At 47.4% G+C, this 18,094-nt stretch carries 18 protein-coding genes; 15 read left to right on the forward strand and 3 right to left on the reverse strand.

The window, feature by feature from the left end:
- The first annotated feature begins 84 nt into the window (after positions 1-84).
- Both dnaB and alr read left to right on the forward strand, forming a co-directional pair.
- On the forward strand, positions 85-1,491 hold the full coding sequence (gene dnaB, locus N5E87_RS03620) for a replicative DNA helicase (protein WP_011715877.1): 1,407 nt from the start codon (positions 85-87) through the stop codon (positions 1,489-1,491).
- 75 nt (positions 1,492-1,566) lie between these two features.
- Positions 1,567-2,643 (forward strand): alanine racemase, encoded by a 1,077-nt coding sequence (gene alr, locus N5E87_RS03625; protein WP_086901992.1) that lies wholly within the window; start codon positions 1,567-1,569, stop codon positions 2,641-2,643.
- A 154-nt stretch (positions 2,644-2,797) separates the two neighbouring features.
- On the opposite strand, the gene N5E87_RS03630 is transcribed toward alr, so the two are convergent.
- Positions 2,798-3,262 (reverse strand): chemotaxis protein CheX, encoded by a 465-nt coding sequence (locus tag N5E87_RS03630; protein ID WP_086901993.1) that lies wholly within the window; start codon positions 3,260-3,262, stop codon positions 2,798-2,800.
- A gap of 569 nt (positions 3,263-3,831) precedes the next feature.
- Here N5E87_RS03630 and N5E87_RS03635 point away from each other — a divergent pair.
- The 5 genes from N5E87_RS03635 to N5E87_RS03655 all read left to right on the forward strand — a co-directional run bounded on the left by N5E87_RS03635 (position 3,832) and on the right by N5E87_RS03655 (position 8,858).
- Positions 3,832-6,027 (forward strand): TonB-dependent siderophore receptor, encoded by a 2,196-nt coding sequence (locus tag N5E87_RS03635; RefSeq protein ID WP_086901994.1) that lies wholly within the window; start codon positions 3,832-3,834, stop codon positions 6,025-6,027.
- A gap of 75 nt (positions 6,028-6,102) precedes the next feature.
- Positions 6,103-6,777 carry a Fe2+-dependent dioxygenase gene (locus N5E87_RS03640; RefSeq protein WP_086901995.1) on the forward strand — a complete coding sequence of 225 codons (675 nt, stop codon included), beginning with the start codon at positions 6,103-6,105 and terminating at the stop codon, positions 6,775-6,777.
- Positions 6,778-7,002: 225 nt separating this feature from the next.
- Complete coding sequence (gene dusA, locus N5E87_RS03645) at positions 7,003-8,010, forward strand: tRNA dihydrouridine(20/20a) synthase DusA (RefSeq protein WP_086901996.1); 1,008 nt, start codon at positions 7,003-7,005, stop codon at positions 8,008-8,010.
- A gap of 208 nt (positions 8,011-8,218) precedes the next feature.
- Positions 8,219-8,512 carry a hypothetical protein gene (locus tag N5E87_RS03650; RefSeq protein ID WP_011623981.1) on the forward strand — a complete coding sequence of 98 codons (294 nt, stop codon included), beginning with the start codon at positions 8,219-8,221 and terminating at the stop codon, positions 8,510-8,512.
- 145 nt (positions 8,513-8,657) lie between these two features.
- Positions 8,658-8,858, forward strand: a complete 201-nt coding sequence (locus N5E87_RS03655; RefSeq protein ID WP_011623980.1) for a PspC domain-containing protein — start codon at positions 8,658-8,660, stop codon at positions 8,856-8,858.
- Positions 8,859-8,996: 138 nt separating this feature from the next.
- Here the strand turns inward: N5E87_RS03655 and N5E87_RS03660 are convergent, their stop codons facing one another.
- A complete protein-coding gene (locus tag N5E87_RS03660) occupies positions 8,997-9,734 on the reverse strand; it encodes an enoyl-CoA hydratase-related protein (RefSeq protein ID WP_011625227.1) in 738 nt (245 codons plus the stop codon).
- A gap of 34 nt (positions 9,735-9,768) precedes the next feature.
- Between N5E87_RS03660 and N5E87_RS03665 the strand changes: the two genes are divergently transcribed.
- Genes N5E87_RS03665 through N5E87_RS03675 form a run of 3 tightly spaced genes read left to right on the forward strand, consistent with a single transcriptional unit; the run spans position 9,769 to position 11,971 of the window.
- Entirely contained in the window at positions 9,769-10,251 is a 483-nt protein-coding gene (locus N5E87_RS03665; protein WP_011715883.1) for a copper chaperone PCu(A)C, read from the forward strand.
- An 11-nt stretch (positions 10,252-10,262) separates the two neighbouring features.
- A complete protein-coding gene (locus N5E87_RS03670; RefSeq protein ID WP_011623977.1) occupies positions 10,263-11,231 on the forward strand; it encodes a DUF2333 family protein in 969 nt (322 codons plus the stop codon).
- A 2-nt stretch (positions 11,232-11,233) separates the two neighbouring features.
- Positions 11,234-11,971: a TIGR04219 family outer membrane beta-barrel protein gene (locus N5E87_RS03675; RefSeq protein ID WP_279775085.1), complete on the forward strand. Its 738-nt coding sequence runs from the start codon at positions 11,234-11,236 to the stop codon at positions 11,969-11,971.
- A gap of 74 nt (positions 11,972-12,045) precedes the next feature.
- Here the strand turns inward: N5E87_RS03675 and tolC are convergent, their stop codons facing one another.
- Positions 12,046-13,353, reverse strand: a complete 1,308-nt coding sequence (gene tolC / locus N5E87_RS03680) for an outer membrane channel protein TolC (RefSeq protein WP_011623975.1) — start codon at positions 13,351-13,353, stop codon at positions 12,046-12,048.
- A 243-nt stretch (positions 13,354-13,596) separates the two neighbouring features.
- Between tolC and nudF the strand changes: the two genes are divergently transcribed.
- The 5 genes from nudF to parE are packed head-to-tail and all read left to right on the forward strand — an operon-like array spanning position 13,597 to position 18,053.
- On the forward strand, positions 13,597-14,208 hold the full coding sequence (nudF, locus tag N5E87_RS03685) for an ADP-ribose diphosphatase (RefSeq protein WP_011623974.1): 612 nt from the start codon (positions 13,597-13,599) through the stop codon (positions 14,206-14,208).
- A gap of 4 nt (positions 14,209-14,212) precedes the next feature.
- Positions 14,213-14,653 (forward strand): DUF1249 domain-containing protein, encoded by a 441-nt coding sequence (locus N5E87_RS03690; protein WP_164717919.1) that lies wholly within the window; start codon positions 14,213-14,215, stop codon positions 14,651-14,653.
- Between the two features lie 15 nt (positions 14,654-14,668).
- The gene (cpdA, locus tag N5E87_RS03695) at positions 14,669-15,508 is read left to right on the forward strand and encodes a 3',5'-cyclic-AMP phosphodiesterase (RefSeq protein WP_011623972.1); all 840 of its coding nucleotides are present in this window, start codon (positions 14,669-14,671) and stop codon (positions 15,506-15,508) included.
- Positions 15,509-15,534: 26 nt separating this feature from the next.
- The gene (locus N5E87_RS03700; protein ID WP_086901998.1) at positions 15,535-16,110 is read left to right on the forward strand and encodes a YqiA/YcfP family alpha/beta fold hydrolase; all 576 of its coding nucleotides are present in this window, start codon (positions 15,535-15,537) and stop codon (positions 16,108-16,110) included.
- Between the two features lie 56 nt (positions 16,111-16,166).
- Entirely contained in the window at positions 16,167-18,053 is a 1,887-nt protein-coding gene (parE, locus tag N5E87_RS03705; protein ID WP_086901999.1) for a DNA topoisomerase IV subunit B, read from the forward strand.
- Positions 18,054-18,094 lie beyond the last annotated feature (41 nt).

The raw sequence follows: 18,094 nt of genomic DNA on the forward strand, positions 1-18,094 counted from the left end.
GTAACAGGCGAATGTAAACGGCCTGTTTGCTTGACGCGGGTTTTATATCATATTTTGTTAAGTTGTTGGAAATCGGGAGTGTTAATGTCACAACAAGGTGCGTTTAAACCTAAGAATAAGCCGACAGATGTGCAGGTCGATAGCTTAAAGCTGCCGCCGCATTCGATAGAGGCTGAACAATCGGTCTTAGGTGGCCTAATGTTAGACGCCGACGCTTGGGATAAAGTGGCCGAGACTGTGGTGAAAGAGGATTTTTATTCCCGCTCCCACCGAATGATTTTTGCGGCCATGCACCGTTTGGTTGAAAGTGGTCAACCCATCGACTTAATTACGGTTTCTGAACAGCTTGAAGTTGAAAACCAACTCGAAGAAGCGGGCGGCTTTGCTTATTTAGGCGAGATTGCCAAAAACACCCCGAGCGCGGGTAACATTGTTTCCTACGCCGAGATTGTGCGCGAGCGCGCCGTGGTGCGGGAGATGATCCGTGTCGCCCATGAGATTGCCGATGCGGGTTACAATCCCGAAGGACGTGACTCTAGCGCCTTGCTCGACTTGGCCGAGAGTAAAGTCTTTAAGATTGCCGAGCAGCGTACCAATGCCAACGAAGGTCCCGAAGGCATTAAAACCATTCTCGAAAAAACCGTCGATAAGATTGAGCAACTCTACAACAACCCGCACAACGGTGTGACAGGGGTGTCGAGCGGTTTTAGCGATCTTGACCGTATGACAGCGGGCTTCCAATCCGGCGACTTGATCATCGTCGCGGCGCGTCCTTCTATGGGTAAAACCACCTTCGCGATGAACCTCTGCGAGCAGGCGGCGATGAATGAAGACAAACCTGTGCTGATTTTCAGTCTCGAGATGCCCTCGGAACAGATCATGATGCGTATGTTGGCCTCCTTGGGCCGCGTCGACCAAACCAAAATCCGTACCGGACAGCTCGATGATGAGGATTGGGCGCGGGTATCCTCGACCATGGGGATCATGCTCGAGCAGGGCAAGATGTATATCGACGACGGTTCAGGCTTAACCCCGACCGAAGTGCGCAGCCGTGCTCGCCGTATCGCCCGTGAACATGGCGGCTTATCGATGATCATGGTCGACTACTTGCAGCTGATGCAAGTACCTGCGTTATCGGACAATCGTACCCTAGAAATCGCCGAAATTTCTCGATCTCTCAAAGCATTGGCTAAAGAGTTAGAGATCCCCGTGATTGCACTTTCCCAGCTTAACCGCTCGCTCGAACAACGTGCCGATAAGCGCCCAGTGAACTCGGACTTACGTGAATCGGGGTCTATTGAGCAGGATGCGGACCTCATCATGTTTATTTACCGTGATGAGGTGTATAACAACGATTCTCCCGATAAGGGCACGGCGGAAATCATCATAGGTAAGCAGCGTAACGGCCCCATTGGACGTGTGCGTTTGACCTTCCAAGGCCAGTTTTCCCGTTTTGATAACTACGCTGGCCCGCAGTTTGAAGAAGATTAATTTCTGGTGTTAGAAGCTAAGCACTGCTTATGTATTCTTTTTATTTCCTGACTTTCCAAATAGACAAGGCAAATTTTGAAACCTTTTCCCCGAGCAGAAATTAGCAGTAGTGCACTGCAAAACAATCTCGCCGTCTTGCGTCAACAGGCGAGTCGCAGCCAAGTGATGGCGGTGGTGAAAGCCAATGGTTATGGTCATGGATTATTAAATGTCGCCAACTGTTTACACACTGCCGATGGCTTTGGCTTAGCCCGTTTAGAAGAGGCCTTAGAACTGCGCGCCGGTGGCGTGAAGGCGCGCTTGTTATTACTTGAAGGCTTCTTTCGCAGCACTGATTTACCTCTGTTGGTGGCTCACGATATCGATACTGTGGTGCACCACGAGTCGCAAATCGAGATGTTAGAGCAGGCGAGGCTATCAAAACCTGTCACCGTATGGTTGAAAGTGGATTCTGGCATGCATCGTTTAGGCGTGACGCCTGAGCAATTTACGCAGGTTTATGCGCGTTTGATGGCCTGTGATAATGTCGCCAAGCCTATCCATTTGATGACTCACTTTGCCTGTGCCGATGAACCTGAAAATCATTATACCCAAGTGCAAATGCAAACCTTTAACCAGTTAACCGCGGATTTGCCTGGGTTTAGAACCTTAGCTAATTCTGCGGGCGCCCTCTATTGGCCTAAGAGCCAAGGGGACTGGATCCGCCCAGGAATTGCACTTTATGGTGTCTCACCTGTGACGGGGGATTGCGGTGCCAATCATGGTCTGATCCCGGCGATGAACTTAGTCTCGCGTTTGATTGCGGTGCGCGATCACAAGGCGGGACAGCCCGTTGGCTATGGTTGTTATTGGACGGCGAAACAAGATACTCGCCTTGGTGTCGTGGCGATTGGTTACGGTGATGGTTATCCGCGCAATGCGCCAGAAGGTACGCCTGTATGGGTTAATGGTCGCCGAGTGCCGATTGTTGGTCGTGTATCTATGGATATGTTAACCGTTGATTTAGGCGCCGATGCGACAGACCAAGTTGGCGATGAAGCCCTGCTTTGGGGCGCCGCCTTGCCCGTTGAGGAAGTCGCCGAACACATTGGCACCATCGCCTATGAGTTAGTGACTAAACTCACCCCAAGGGTGGCGGTGTGCCTTGCATAAGCCATCAGAGTAGAAATAAAAAACGGCGCATTTGCGCCGTTTTTTATACCCTAAGAAGCGGGAGATTGAGCGGTTTGCTGCCCGCCTTTCTGCACTTGGTTATTAAGCCTTTGAAGCGATAATCAATCTTGCAGAGCGACATGAACGATATGAATTAATTCTCGAAGCAGATTTCAATAAAGGCGTTACCGAATGGGCTGCTGAAGGGCATGATAATTTTGGTGCCGTTCGCTTTATGGGAAATAGTATGCCCTTTACCCGAGACCACCATAGGGGTTGCCATTTCGAACTCGTAACCCTTTTGCCCTAAAAGATTTTTTGCCCCACCTGTGACCATGTTGGTAATTTCACCCACGAGATCGGTGACTTCTTCGTTTATCTTACCAGGGTTTTCCCCAAGCATATTTTGCATGATCTGCAGTGCCAGCTTTTGTTCAAAGGTAATAGATAACGATCCCTTAGTCTGCGGCCCAACCATACCAATTAACCCCGACACATCACCTTTGGCTAAGTTGTCGGTTTTAATTTGGGGCTTGCCCGGAGTGAGATCCATGCTTGCCATCGTCGAAATGACATTGAGCAGGGATTGCAGAAAAGGGTTAATAAAATTGACGTTCATGCTTCAGTGTTTCCTCTTATGAACTTAAGCCTTATGGTCACCATGTCATTAAGGTTAGACGAAAAGTGGCTGAACCACAGCAATCTTAATCACACTCTATCAGCTTAGATGACACAAATGGAAATGTGAGGTTAATTTCACGATTTTATTGTTGTTTATCCGTGCAGAGGCTCAAGACACAGTCCTTTAATCTTACGCATCTGAATACATCTGCTTCGCGCAACGGCCGTTGATTTGGGTCCATTCGGCCTCTTATACCTTTCCAATGATTTATCCATCAGTTTTCGAGAGAAGCTTGATTATTCAGCACTTTGCAAGCGCAGCATTTCCCATTTAATACTGAATTTCTTTTATTTTCATATTGTTAAATTCAATTCGTGCAAATGTTTTTCCTCATATCTTGCTAATTGAGACCTAGCACTCAATCGCTGTTGATAATGTGATAAAGATTAAATTGTAATGTAAATGATAATAATTATTGATTGCAAATTATGTTTTGAATATATTAGCGGCGATTAACAGGTGGGGGGCATCTGTTACAGGTTTAGTCCGCAACAGGAATGTTTTTGATGAAATTTGCAAAACGTCGTAATGGCCGAGTCACACTCGGTGCTCATGTTTTAGGTTCGTTAACGATTGGGATGGCGGTTTCGGCCATTCCCGCGATGGCAACGGAAGGGCAAACGCAAGTCGTTGATAAAAAAGTCGAGCATATTGAAGTAAACGGGGAGTACTTAGGTTACAACAGCCGTAAAGTGCAATCGGGTAAATTTACCGAAGACCTGCTCAATACCGCTAAAACTGTTACCGTTATCAATCAAGATTTAATCAAAGACATGGGCGCCCAAAGTTTTACCGATGCGCTACGTGCAACTCCTGGTATTACCTTAGGTACAGGTGAGGGTGGCAACCCCTACGGTGATAGACCTTTCATCCGTGGTTACGATGCCCAATCTTCAACCTTTATCAATGGTATGCGTAATGTGGGCTCACAAAGCCGTGAAACCTTTAACATTGAACAAATTGAAGTCCTGAAAGGCCCAAGCTCTGTATACAACGGCCGTGGTGCCGTTGGTGGTAGCATCAACATTGTGACCAAAAAAGCGCAATCCGAAGACTTTATTAATGCTGACGTTGCCGTTGGAACGGATTCCCTTAAACGCGCCAGTGTCGATGTTAACCATGTGATTGCCGATGAGGCTGCGGTTCGTATCAACATGATGGCCCACGATGCCGATACCCCTGGACGCGATGAAGTCACGGGTAACCGTTGGGGCGTAGCGCCTTCGGTGACCTTTGGTTTAACCACGCCAACGAAAGTGACGCTCGAATATTATCATTTTGAAAACCATGACATTCCTGATTATGGTATTCCCTACGATCAGGCCACAGGCGAGCCAGCGGATGTCGACCCTGACAACTTCTATGGTCTGTTGTCCCGAGATTTTCGCGACACTATGGATGATACGGCGTCAGTGTTGATCAGCCATGATTTTAATAACGACATGCAGTTCACTTCGACCTCCATCTATAGCCGTAACAGCAATTACTATATTGTGACCAACCCGGACGACACTACGGGCAACGTGGCTAATGGTTATGTTTGGCGAAACACTAAGTCGCGCCATTCGGTTACTAAGACTCTAGCCACTCAATTACAACTCTCGGGTGAAGCAAAACTCGCGGGGATGACGAACCGTTTTGCCGTCGGGACTGAACTCAGTAACGAACGTACTAGTAATTTAAGTTACACCGTCGATACGGGTAATGGCCGCAACGCGGGTTGTGATCAGGCGATGCTGGACAACTACAACTGTACGCTGCTGGATAATCCGAATCCGCACGATCCTTGGGTTGGTACTATCACCCTCGGCACCGATGCGACAGTTACAGAAACCGATACTCGCTCGCTTTATGCCTTTAACACCATTGAGTTAACCGAAGCGTGGATGGTGAACGCCGGGATCCGTTGGGATGATTACAGCACCAGTGCTGAGAACTCGACTTCTCAATTTAGCAATGATACTGACTTCTTTAACTATCAATTATCGGTACTTTATAAGCCCGCTGAAAACGGCAGTATTTATGCCGCGTGGGGTACTTCTTCTAACCCTCCTGGTACCTCAAATGGTGATGGCGCGGACCGTCTCGGCAGCACCAACGCCGATTTAGAGCCTGAAGATACTGAAAGCTACGAGTTAGGCACTAAGTGGGACTTCTTAGCCGGACGTTTATCTTTGAATGGTTCGGTATTCCAAATCGAGAAAAACAACGCTCGGGTCGCGACCTCTGGCGATCGTAATTCGCCGCAGGAAAACGTGGGTGAGCAAAAGGTGAAAGGTTTCGAACTTGGCTTCTCCGGTGACTTCACTGAGCATTGGCACGGTTTTGGTGGTTACACCTATTTGGAGGCGACCTTGGAAAGCAATGGTTATAACCAAGCACAAAATGGTAACCGCTTCCCCAATACCGCTAAAAATAGCTTAAGTTTATTCACGACTTACGATGTGACTGAGGATTTTACTGTTGGTACGGGCGCGTACTACATGGGTAAAGTTTATGGTAATACGGCTAACACGCTGTCGATTCCATCCTACTGGCGTTTTGATTTGACTTCATCTTATAAAATGAGTGAATTCTTGACCTTACGCCTGAACGTGCAAAATCTAACGGATGAGCGTTATTACGATAAAGCGTATACCGCGCACTTTGCCAATATGGCCGCTGGTCGCTTAGTGATGTTAAGTGCCGATATGCACTTCTAAGCCGTATTAATCGAGATCTGAATGGCAGCCCTAGGGCTGCCTTTGATGTTTATGCTATTCCAATAGGATTTTGAAATGCTTATTGAAATTCCGAATGTTTTTTCTAAAGAAGAAGTCAATCAGCTAAGGCAAGAGCTCGATGCCCGCACTTGGATTGATGGCAATCAGACCTCGGGCGTGATGGCGAGTACCCGCAAACGTAACCAACAGTTAGACAAAGATGACCCTGTCGTACTGCAAATCGGCGAGCTGATCATGGCGCGCTTGTTGGCCTACCCTTTATTTGTGTCGGCGGCGCTGCCATTACAGTTTTATCCTCCTTTGTTTAATCGTTATCAAGGTGGCGAAACCTTTGGCTACCATATTGATAACGCGATTCGCTCGACCAGCGAAGGTATGGTGCGCACCGATCTGTCGGCCACCTTATTTTTAAGTGAACCAGACACTTATCAAGGTGGTGAGCTGGTGATCCAAGATACCTATGGCCAGCAAAGCATAAAGCTCGCGGCGGGCTCATTGGTGTTGTATCCGTCAACGAGTCTGCATCAGGTCACTCCTGTTACCTCGGGTGAACGCACCGCCGCTTTTATGTGGCTGCAGAGTATGGTGCGCGATGAGGGGCAGCGCCGCTTGCTATTTCAACTCGATCAATCGATTCAAGCGTTGACGGCGCAGGCCGCGTCAGAACAAGAGTTGTTTAATCTGACGGGGGTTTACCATAACTTGCTCAGACATTGGAGCGAGTTGTAGTGATCCTAAGCTAGGCTTCTGCCCCTGCTTCATCTCCCCAAAGCGGGCGGTTTAGGGTATAATCCCGCCAGCTCTGAGGGGCAACAAAACAGTAAACGTTAACTCGTTTACTGTTTTGTATTTTTACGCTGGCGCTGCATGGCTCATCTGCAGTTAAATTAAGGCGCTTTATCCCTCAAAGCTTGAACTTACTGGCAAATTTTAATTACTTGAGTCGATAGTCACGTGTTGAAAAATAATCTTAATGATGGTCTACAGCTCGACCGCACCTTTTCCATTGCGCCCATGCTCGATTGGACGGATCGTCATTATCGTTATTTTGCTCGCTTAATGTCGGCAAATGCCTTGTTGTATACCGAGATGGTGACGACGGGGGCGATTTTGCATGGCCGTGGTGATTATCTTGCCTATAACCAAGAAGAACATCCCCTTGCATTACAATTGGGGGGCTCGAATCCTGCTGAACTTGCTCGCTGCGCCAAACTTGCCGCCGAGCGCGGTTATGATGAAGTGAATCTCAATGTGGGCTGTCCTTCCGATCGGGTGCAAAACGGTCGCTTTGGTGCCTGTTTGATGGCTGAACCCGAGCTGGTGGCTGAATGTGTCGATGCTATGAAGCAAGTGGTTGATATTCCTGTGACGGTAAAAACGCGTATCGGCATTGACGAGCAGGATAGCTATGAGTTTTTGACTCACTTTATTGATACTGTCATGGCTAAAGGCTGTGGTGAGTTTATTATCCATGCGCGTAAGGCGTGGCTGCAGGGCTTAAGCCCGAAGGAAAATCGCGAGATCCCGCCCTTAGACTACGACAGGGTATATCAGCTTAAGCGTGATTATCCGACGCTCAATATCAGCATTAACGGTGGCATAACGAGCCTTGAACAGGCCAAAAACCACTTGCAGTACTTAGATGGTGTGATGGTAGGACGTGAGGCTTACCAAAATCCCTATATTCTGGCGCAGGTTGACCAAATCCTCTGTGGTAGCCAGAAGGCGGTAATTAGCCGTGAAGCTGTGATTGAGGCTATGTTGCCCTATATCGAGGCTCACTTGCAGGCGGGCGGGCGCTTAAATCATATCACTCGCCATATGATAGGCTTATTCCAAGGCTTACCGGGTGCCCGTGCGTGGCGTCGTTATTTGAGCGAAAACGCCCATAAAAATGGTGCAGGTATTGAGGTGGTCAAGCAGGCTTACCAAAGTATTCAGAGCGAAATAATTGCTCAATAATTATTCGATTTAAAAAGTGGTGAGATTGACTAATGCTTGTAGTATTTTTCACCACTTTACCTTTCCTAAATATCCCGCTTATTTCGTTATAGCTTAAAATAAATTTTTAAATCTAATTAAATTAGTGTGTTAAGCATGGTTTGATAAGTTGGCACGCCCTTTGTAATAGTCCCTATGTCAAGTTAATCAATCGGAAAGGGACGACATCATGTTTACTTCAAACGTTAAAAAATCAGTTCAAGCGAGTGTGTTATTTGGTGCATTAATGGCGAGTGTTTCTGTACACGCCGAAGCAGCACCTGTATCTGATGTAGTGGGCGCCATCGAGCAAACGCTGAGCACCCAAGCGCAGGAGTTGTTGGTTAACACTAAGCGTGAACTGGTGTTATCACTGCAAACACAATTAGCTGAAAGTATCTATGACTTCAATAGCCAGCTAACACTGAGCGCCGATAACCAAGGTGAGTCTGTCACCTCAGGCGAATACAGCGCAAACAAGTAAGGAGCTGCCTATGTGGTTTGTAGCACCTCTTATGACTCTGCTACTGCTACCAGTGATTAGCCTCGCGTTGTTTTCAGGAATTATCTGCTGGTTTCAGTGGCACAGTGTCAGCGATAAGTAAATTATTCATCAATTGGAGTTCAAAATGAAACGAGCGCAAATGCGAATGGACAATTCAGAACGTTTAGTCTGTGGTGTTGCCTCCGGTATGGCGTGGCAATTTGGTTGGTCCTGTTTTTGGACTCGTGTAGTGTGGGCCGGCGCGATTCTGTTTATGCCGGGTGTGAGTCTGCTGGTTTACTTTGTGTTGGCTTTACTTGTGGACCAATGGAAAAGACCGATTTAACCTACGTTTTACTCCCCCAATTTGGGGATGTGAATGGAATTGCCGATGCAAGTTTATGGACACAGTCTTTAGCGGGATGCTATCAACAAGAGGGCGCATCGACCCTCATGCCAATAGTGAACACTGTTTAAGTGAGCATCACTTTTTAAGAAAAGCCTGAAATCTGGCTTTTGCTTCATCGCTTTTGAGTCTTGCACTAAATTGTTCTAATTCTTGATGCATCTGATGTTGCACGCGGTTTTTATGTGGTCGCATCAACTGACGGGTGATTTGCAGTGCTTGCGGTGGCTGATTTGCCAATTTCTTGGCCTGACTCAGGGCGTAACCGAGTAACTCTTCTTGGGCGATCACATCGTTAATGATATTCAGTCGGTGCGCAGTATTTGCATCAAAACTTTCGCCGAGCAGCAAGAGCTCCGCCGCCTTTTGATAACCCACCAATTCGGGTAAGAGTAAGCTTGCGCCAGCCTCGGGCACTAGGGCCAAATTCACGAAGGGCAGTTGAAATTTAGCCGTATTGTCGGCATAGACCAAATCACAGTGAAGCAGTACCGTTGTGCCTATGCCAACGGCGGCACCAGAGACGGCGGCGACCAGCGGTTTTTTAAGTTCCAACAGGCAAAATAGGAAGCGCACCGCAGGATGATTTGGACCTAAGTCACTATTTTTCAAAAAGTCAGCAACATCATTGCCCGAGGTGAAACAATTATCTTCGCCATGGAGCATAAAGGCACGAATGTCGTTGTCTGCTTCACCTTCGATCAGGTATTCTGTCAGTTGTTTATACATATTAAGATCAAGTGCATTGCGTTTATCTGGGCGATTAAAGCTGATAATACGAACGCCCTGATCATCCCGAACCTGTATATGACTCATGGGTTGTTTTCCTTTACGACGACATTGGGTAGACATGGAGTTTAAGACATTGAAACCGATATTCAAACAGATGTTTAATTTTGTCGCATTATCCTGTGCCTCATTTTCTGTTTTCGCGAACGTAGTGATGACCGAAGGTCATGTCCGTGCAATGCCTGATACAGTACCAAATACCGCCGCTTACTTTACGCTGGAGAACCATAGCGATAAAACGGTTCGCCTCACCAGAGTGACGACTGAGGTCGCGAAGGAAGCACAATTACATACCATCATCGAAGAACAAGGCATGGTAAAGATGCGCCATGTTGAAGGTTTCGATATTCCCTCCCACGGAAAATTAACCCTCTCGCCGTCTGGAGAGCATGTGATGCTCATCGGACTCAAAGCCCCATTAGCCCTAGATCAGCAAGTTAAACTGCAGTTAGCGTTTGACGATGGCGAGAATCTAACGATTACATTGCCCGTTGCTAAGCAGGCCGAGAATGCTGCTGAACATGAGCATCATCACCATCATTAAGGAGTCACTTGATGCAAATAACATGGAAGAAGGTCACCGGAGTTGGTTTATTTGTTGTTTTAATTGGTTATCTAGTGAGTGTGTGGTGGAGTATCGAACCTGATACCCTGACTCCACAACAGCTGACGGCCACAGAGAAGAATGTCGTGGGTTATGCAACCACCACGTCGTTGATCCTGACCGTTGAAACATTGTTGGATAAGCAGGGTGGTTGGTTATCAAACGATGTGATGCCCCCTTCAATCTTTATGGATAACATGCCCGCGTTTGAGTACGGCGCTTTAGAGCAAGTTCGTGATTTAGCACTGATTATGCGTAAAGAGTTTAGCCGCTCCCAGTCTCAATCCGCTGCGGATAAAGACCTAAGTGAGGCGCAGGCTAAGCTAAATATCGACCATACAAGTTGGTTAGTGCCTAGCGCCGAGAGCGAATACCGCGATGGCGTTAAGCTGCTCAAGCTATATCGCGCGAGGATGATGGATCCAAACAATCAGGATGCTCAGTTTTACGCCCGTGCCGACAACCTCAACGAGTGGCTCAAAGAAGTCCAAAAACGTTTAGGTAGCATGTCTCAACGTTTATCGGCGAGTGTTGGGCAGGAGCGATTAAATACCGATTTAGCCGGCGACAATGCTGCGCGCCAATCGACCCCGAATTTAGCCAGCCATCAGGTGAAAACCAGCTGGTGGAAAATTGATGATGTGTTCTATGAGAGCCGTGGTGCCTCGTGGGCACTGCTGAATTTTATGCGTGCAGTCGAAGTCGACTTTGCTGACGTATTGAAAAAGAAAAATGCTGAGGTCAGCCTGAAACAGATCATTCGTGAGCTAGAGGCAACTCAACAAACGGTTTGGAGCCCTGTGGTACTTAATGGCAGTGGTTTCGGTCTAGTCGCTAATCATTCATTGGTTATGGCTAACTATGTGTCCCGTGCGAATGCCGCGGTGATTGATTTAACGAACTTGCTATCTCAAGGTTAATTATGAAAAAAACACTCCTCGCCAGTGCGGTATTAGGATGCTTAATGGCCACTTCTGCCCAAGCGGCTACTGTGGTTGGATTCAAAATTGGTGGTGATTACTGGCGCGCCGATACCAGCGGTACTTTTGCCGACAAAGGTCAACCACAACAAGGTTTTGACTACAGCTCATCGGCACAAGGTAGCTATTGGGTTGCGGTTGAGCATCCGCTGCCATTTATCCCGAATCTTAAAATTCGTGAAAATAGCTTAGATCAGAAGGGCAGTCTGACGAATGCAGACTTTACCTTCAATGGTCATGATTTTACTGGCAATGTGACCAGCTATACCGATCTGAGCAATACCGATTTTGTGCTGTATTACGAGTTGCTGGATAACGACATTCTGTCTTTGGATCTCGGTGCCGCCTACAAGCTGATGAACGGCTCTCTGCGCGTTCAAGACGCTGGCCATCCTGAAGAGAAAGACGTCGATAGCGGCATTGTGATGGGTTATGCCAGCACGCATGTGAGCATGCCAGGCCTAGGCTTATTCAGTTTTGCGGATTTAATGCTTGGGGTAAACGAGTCTAACGTACATGACTATGCCATCGGCTTAGGCTGGGAGTTTGACGGCGTGGCGGTGGATACCCGTGTACGCGTTGGTTACCGTGAGTTTGCCTTTGATGTGAATAATTTCTCTGGCATCAGCGCTGATACCAAGTTTGACGGTTATTTCGCGGGTGTAGAAATTGATTTCTAAGCGTTAACGCTAATGAATCAGCCATAAAAAAAACCGCCATTTAGGCGGTTTTTTTTATGGGATGTATCGCTATCTTATTCGGCTTTTAGACCGTTGTTGATAGAGATAACATCGTCTTCATTTAAGGTGCCAGCAGCTTGTTTCAACGCAATGATTGAGTTGATGTAGCTATAGCGTGCATCCGACAATTTACGTTTTGAGTCGTACAGGTCACGGGTACGGTTCAGTACGTCAACAATAGTACGAGTACCGACTTCGAAGCCCGCTTGTGTTGCCTTTAACGCACTTTCAGATGAAATCACTGACTGCTCATAAGCACGGATTGAGCTGATAGAAGCGCCTACGTTGTTGTAGTTGTTACGAACGTTTTTCACCACACTGCGGTAGGTTTGCTCTAACTTCTCGCTCGCTTCCACGTATTGGAATTGAGCTTCTTTGACCTGTGAGGTGACTTTAAAGCCTTCAAAAATAGGAATGCTTAAGTTCACACCAACGTTCACATTGTCAAAATCAGGCTCATTCACGTCGCCAGTTTTTTGCTCTAACCCTTTGTTATAGCCAGCGTTTAGGCTAAGAGATGGCATGTGGCCCGCTTTGTATAGGCTGATGGTCTCTTGGGCGATATCTTTACCGATGCGTTGAGTCATCAGATCGACGCTGTTGGTTTCAGCAATCTTTAGCCACTCACTCGATGAGGTAGGTGCTGGTGTTACCGCGGAGAAACGGTTGGTGTCGAGCACGTTAATGGTCTTGTGATCGATACCTGTGATTTCACGCAGGGCTTCGTAGCTGTTGGCTAACGTGTTTTCAGCCAAAATTTCAGTGGCCGAGGCTAAGTCATACTGAGCTTGCGCTTCATGTACGTCGGTAATCGCAGTTAAACCTACGGCAAAACGTTGTTTAGTCTGCTCGAGTTGACGTTCAATCGCACGTTTCTCTGCGCCTTGGAACTCGTAGTTATCTTTCGCCGTTAACACATCAAAGTAGGCTTTAGTCACACGAGTGATCAAATTTTGCAGGGCAGAAGCGTAGTTTGAATCGGCTTGAGAAGCGGCTTTTTCGGCCAGGCTTAAACCAACCCAAGCGCTGTGATCATAGATCACTTGGTTCAGCTTTAGGCTACCGGTTAATCCACTGGTATCGCTCTTAGGATCATTCCATGCTTTGTCATAACCCACGTTAGCGCTGATTGTCGGTAACAGTGGTGCACGGTTTTGTTCGATCTTTTCAAACAAGGCATTACGTTGAGCTTGTGCTTGTAATACTAGCGGGTCGCTCGTCAGTGCTTGTTGATATATTTGCAGTAAATCATCTGCTTGAACCGCTTGAGCGGAAGCCGCGAGAGTCAATGCTGCGCATAGAGAACGGATCTTAAATTTCATTTGCTGTCCTTATTAGACAAATTCTCCAAAAGGAGAAATATGTAACTTCGTTTAGACTAAGTAATGCCTTTACCAAGGCGGTTTGCGCTTCCCGACGCTTCCCGATACAGCTAAAACTTAATGTCGTAGAGTCTAAAAACTCCCACACGTTCAAGTCAACTGCGAAGTGTAACAGATTTTATTTTAAAAATGCGCCAAATTGCCTTGATAATAGGCGAAAATTTAACGGTTAAGGATTGAAATATGAAGCCTGCTGGTTTTTCGAAAACAGATGTTGAAATTCTCGAGACAAAGTCGCTGTATCAGGGCTTTTTTGCCTTGGAGCAGTTTACTTTCAAGCATAAGCTTTTTGCCGGTGGTTGGAGCCAACCTGTGACCCGTGAAGTGTTTGAACGCGGCCATGCCGTGGTGGTTCTTCCCTATGATGTTGCGCGTGACAAGATTGTTTTGATTGAACAAATTCGGTTTCCTGCATTAGCGACCTCTAAATCTCCTTGGCTAATGGAGTTGGTCGCGGGTATGATTGCGCCCGACGAAACGCCACAGGATGTCGCACACCGCGAACTGCTCGAAGAAACAGGCTTAACCGCTCGCAATATGCATTTTGTGAATAGTTATTTGGCAAGTCCAGGTGGCAGTACGGAACGTTTCTATTTCTATTGGGCCGAGGTGGATTCATCCCAGGCGCAAGGTCTGCACGGATTAGCTGACGAACACGAAGATATTCGATTGCATGTGTTAGACCGTGAGGATGCCTATAATGAGGTCGTCAACGGGGCAATAGACAATGCTTCGACCGTAATTGGATTGCAGTGGTTGCAATTAAACTATCAGCAACTGGTTAAAGTTGGATAAAGGTTTGGCTACTTCAATATCGCACCGAAAACCGCGCTACCAACCTAACGTGAGCGACTTTTTAGCGCTATGCGGGCGTAACTACGGCTATATGCAGAAGTGGTTACCGCTCGATATTGAGGTGGGGCAGTCTTGGCAACTTGAAGGTGAAGCGGGTGTATTAGTAATCCGTATTTTAGAAAATACCAAATATACTCAATTAGTTGAGATCTCACGACCAGTTAAAATCATGGAGTTTATTAATACTCCCAAGGTGTTAGTTAGAATTTATCATGATGCTAAATTAGCAGAAGTGTTAACTGGTCAACAGATTTACCAATTGCGCCCAGTGTATGATTATCCCAATTTACGCATGTATCATAGCGATGAAAAGTACCAGGTTAATGCATTCCTGGGGGAGTTATTGAAGATTGGCAGCCAACAACGTTTGGTGTGTCAATCTTAGAATTGGGTATTCAATGTGCTGAAAGAGGCAGTCTCTTACTCCATAGCTGAAGAAGAAAGTGTGCGCATAGTGCAAGTCACTGATCCGCACCTTTTTGCCGATCCTGAGGCTCAGTTATTAGGGGTCAACACCAGTAAAAGTTTTGCTGCTGTGCTTAATACGATTCGTGCTGTCGACTATCCAGCGCATCTGATGTTAGCCACGGGCGATTTAAGCCAAGATTATTCCCCCGAATCCTATCGTCAATTCGTGGCCGCTGTGGCGCCACTCAATTTACCTTGCCATTATCTTCCGGGTAATCATGATGATCCGCGGATTATGTTTTTGCATATGCAGGGTGAGCGGATTTTCGGTCAGCAGCGTATCTTGGTCGGAAAATGGCAAATCCTGATGCTGGACTCCACCGTTCGGGGAAAGCCCGGCGGCAATATGGCCGAGAGTCAATTCGAACTCATTGAACAGGCCATAGCCGCACATCCAGACCGCCATACCTTACTGGTGATGCACCACAACCCTATTTTGGTGAATTGCGCGTGGTTAGACCAACATTGCATGGATAATGGTACTGAGTTTCTCAGACGTGTCGCCCAATACCCGCAGGTTAAAGGGTTACTCTGGGGACATGTGCATCAACAGTTGGATACCGATTACGATGGCCCCCATGGTGCGCTGCAATTAATGGCAACGCCTTCCACTTGTATTCAGTTTAAACCGCAATCGCCTTATTTTGCCCTCGATGGACTGCAACCCGGTTATCGTTTGCTGGAGCTGAAGGCCGATGGTAGCATCTGCACTAATGTGTATCGCGTGCCGGGAAATCTGTTTTCCCCCGATAAAGATTCCAGCGGTTATTAACGCGAGTGACCGCAGCTTGAGGAACTATGCTGCTCTATATTCACGGATTCAACAGTTCACCTTTCTCCGATAAAGCGGTGATGACGGCGCAATATATGGCTGAGCATCACCCTTCCTTAGCATTCCATCAACCGCAATTACCCAATACTCCCAAGGCCGCCATGGCTTTGCTGCTGCAATATGTTGAGGCTGCCAAGCAAGCGGGCGAGCCACTGAGCTATATCGGCTCATCCTTGGGGGGATATTTTGCGAGTTACTTGGCAGAGCACTATGGTGGCCGCGCTGTGTTGGTGAATCCGGCCGTCAAGCCCTTTGAGCTGTTTGATGAGTTTATGGGGCCGCAATTTAACCCTTATACCGAAGAGCATTATCAGGTATTGCCAGAGCATAAGCAGGAAGTGGCTGAATTTAATACGGCTGTTATCCGCAATCCCGATCGTTTTTTGGTACTATTGCAAACGGGCGATGAAGTGCTGGATTATCGTGAAGCACTGCATAAGTACCACCATTGCCAATTACGGATCGAAGCCGGTGGCGATCACAGTTTTGTGGGTTATGAGCGATATCTGCAAACTGTAAGCCAATTTTTACACTTACCTTGACAAATAGTCATCCAGAGCCGCAACATGGCCGGATATAACAACTTATAGCGTACACTATGACGAATCAATACACCTCTGACGCCATTGAAGTTCTTAACGGACTCGACCCAGTTAAACGCCGTCCAGGTATGTATACCGATACCACCCGACCTAACCACTTAGGCCAAGAGGTCATAGATAACAGTGTGGACGAGGCTTTAGCGGGCCACGCCACTAAAATCGAAGTTGTGCTCCATACCGATAACTCTCTGGAAGTCACCGACGATGGTCGGGGGATGCCGGTAGATATTCACCCTGAAGAAGGCATTCCCGGGGTCGAGCTTATCCTCACTAAACTGCATGCGGGCGGTAAATTTTCGAATAAGAATTACCAATTCTCCGGTGGTTTGCACGGTGTTGGGATTTCGGTGGTTAACGCCCTGTCTCGTCGCGTCGAAGTGACGGTACGCCGTGATGGCCAAGTGTATGATATTGCTTTTGAAAATGGCTTTAAGGTTGAAGAGTTAAAAGTCACTGGTACTTGTGGTCGTCGCAATACTGGTACTCGAGTACATTTCTGGCCCGATGCCAGTTATTTTGATTCGGCGAATTTCTCCAACTCCAAACTCATCTATTTGCTGCGCGCCAAGGCCGTGTTGTGCCCGGGCCTGAGGATCAAATTTACCAATAAACACACCAACGAAGTCCATGAATGGTACTACGAGAGTGGTTTAACGGATTATCTCAAGGCGGCGGTTGGCGATAACCTGATGCTGCCAGAAGAGCCTTTTATCGGCAGCTTTAAAGGACAAATTGAAGCCGCGGATTGGGCGATTACTTGGTTGCCCGAAGGTGGCGATGCGATTAACGAAAGCTATGTTAACTTGATCCCAACGCCCTTGGGTGGAACTCACGTGAATGGTTTCCGCCAAGGTTTGCTGGAGTCGATGCGGGAGTTTTGCGAGTTTCGCAATCTGATCCCCCGCGGTATCAAGCTGTCGCCTGAGGATATTTGGGATCGCGCTGCCTTCATTCTCTCGGTGAAGATGCAAGATCCGCAGTTTGCCGGTCAAACCAAAGAGAAACTCTCGAGCCGTCAAAGCTCTGCTTTTGTTTCTGGCATTGTGCGTGACGCGTTTTCACTGTGGTTAAACTCGAATACCGAATTGGCCGAGTCGCTGGCGGAAATGTGTATTAACAATGCCCAGCGCCGCTTAAAAGCCGCGAAAAAAGTCGCCCGTAAAAAAGTCACTTCTGGCCCGGCATTACCGGGTAAATTGACCGACTGTAGCGGCCAAGATCCGATGCGCGGCGAACTCTTCTTAGTGGAAGGGGATTCTGCGGGTGGCAGTGCTAAGCAGGCACGTGACCGTGAGTTCCAAGCCATTATGCCGCTGCGCGGTAAAATCCTAAACACTTGGGAGGTTGATGCCTCGCAGGTGTTGGCCTCGCAGGAAGTGCATGATATCTCGGTGGCGATTGGTTGCGATCCCGACAGCAATGATATCTCCGAGTTAAGATACGGCAAGATTTGTATTCTCGCCGACGCGGACTCCGACGGGCTACATATTGCAACTTTACTCTGCGCTCTGTTTCTGAAACATTACCGTGTGCTGGTCGAACAGGGCCATGTATATATCGCTATGCCACCGCTGTTCCGTATCGATATAGGTAAGGATGTTTACTACGCCTTAGATGAGGCTGAAAAAGAAGGTATTCTCGACCGTATTACTGCCGAGAATAAAAAGGGTAAGGTCCAAGTTACACGCTTTAAAGGTCTGGGTGAGATGAACCCGCTGCAATTGCGTGAAACGACTATGGATCCAAACACTCGCCGTTTAGTTCAGTTAACCATTGATGATGTAGAAGAAACTGACTCCCTGATGGATATGTTGCTGGCTAAGAAACGTTCGCCCGATCGTAAAACTTGGCTCGAGGATAAGGGTGACATGGCGGTACTTTAATGTTGTGCACTATTGCCGATAACAATAAAACTTAGGCATAA

It is taken from the genome of Shewanella sp. GD03713, from assembly GCF_029843705.1.
Taxonomy (GTDB): Bacteria; Pseudomonadota; Gammaproteobacteria; order Enterobacterales; family Shewanellaceae; genus Shewanella.

What these genes read in the sequence shown, in the direction of transcription:
- N5E87_RS03655 (WP_011623980.1), top strand. Translation starts at nt 8,658, where the DNA reads ATGAAACGAGCGCAAATGCGAATGGACAATTCAGAACGTTTAGTCTGT.
- N5E87_RS03665 (WP_011715883.1), top strand. Translation starts at nt 9,769, where the DNA reads ATGGAGTTTAAGACATTGAAACCGATATTCAAACAGATGTTTAATTTT.
- tolC (WP_011623975.1), bottom strand. Translation starts at nt 13,353, where the DNA reads ATGAAATTTAAGATCCGTTCTCTATGCGCAGCATTGACTCTCGCGGCT.
- N5E87_RS03670 (WP_011623977.1), top strand. Translation starts at nt 10,263, where the DNA reads ATGCAAATAACATGGAAGAAGGTCACCGGAGTTGGTTTATTTGTTGTT.
- nudF (WP_011623974.1), top strand. Translation starts at nt 13,597, where the DNA reads ATGAAGCCTGCTGGTTTTTCGAAAACAGATGTTGAAATTCTCGAGACA.
- dnaB (WP_011715877.1), top strand. Translation starts at nt 85, where the DNA reads ATGTCACAACAAGGTGCGTTTAAACCTAAGAATAAGCCGACAGATGTG.
- N5E87_RS03640 (WP_086901995.1), top strand. Translation starts at nt 6,103, where the DNA reads ATGCTTATTGAAATTCCGAATGTTTTTTCTAAAGAAGAAGTCAATCAG.
- N5E87_RS03635 (WP_086901994.1), top strand. Translation starts at nt 3,832, where the DNA reads ATGAAATTTGCAAAACGTCGTAATGGCCGAGTCACACTCGGTGCTCAT.
- N5E87_RS03650 (WP_011623981.1), top strand. Translation starts at nt 8,219, where the DNA reads ATGTTTACTTCAAACGTTAAAAAATCAGTTCAAGCGAGTGTGTTATTT.
- N5E87_RS03675 (WP_279775085.1), top strand. Translation starts at nt 11,234, where the DNA reads ATGAAAAAAACACTCCTCGCCAGTGCGGTATTAGGATGCTTAATGGCC.
- N5E87_RS03700 (WP_086901998.1), top strand. Translation starts at nt 15,535, where the DNA reads ATGCTGCTCTATATTCACGGATTCAACAGTTCACCTTTCTCCGATAAA.
- parE (WP_086901999.1), top strand. Translation starts at nt 16,167, where the DNA reads ATGACGAATCAATACACCTCTGACGCCATTGAAGTTCTTAACGGACTC.
- N5E87_RS03630 (WP_086901993.1), bottom strand. Translation starts at nt 3,262, where the DNA reads ATGAACGTCAATTTTATTAACCCTTTTCTGCAATCCCTGCTCAATGTC.
- N5E87_RS03660 (WP_011625227.1), bottom strand. Translation starts at nt 9,734, where the DNA reads ATGAGTCATATACAGGTTCGGGATGATCAGGGCGTTCGTATTATCAGC.